1 rRNA gene is annotated in these 243 nt (G+C 49.4%); it reads left to right on the top strand.

Annotated elements, in window-relative coordinates:
- Window positions 1–243: ribosomal RNA gene (locus V6C27_14980) — 23S ribosomal RNA — on the top strand; the annotation flags it as partial.

A 243-nucleotide genomic window follows, 5' to 3' on the forward strand; every position in this document is an offset into this window, starting at 1 on the left:
AGAACCTGAAACCATGTGCCTACAAGCAGTCGAAGCACGTTAAAAGTGTGACGGCGTACTTTTTGTAGAACGGACCGGCGAGTTACATTAACAAGCGAGGTTAAGACTGGAAAGTTGGAGCCGCAGCGAAAGCAAGTCTGAACAGGGCGCATAGTTTGTTGAAGTAGACCCGAAACCGGGTGATCTACCCATGGTCAGAGTGAAGCTGAAGTAAAATTCAGTGGAGGCTCGAACCGACCGTCA

Source organism: Peptococcaceae bacterium 1198_IL3148 (assembly GCA_036763105.1).
In the GTDB taxonomy this organism is placed as follows: Bacteria; Bacillota; Desulfotomaculia; order Desulfotomaculales; family Desulfohalotomaculaceae; genus JBAIYS01.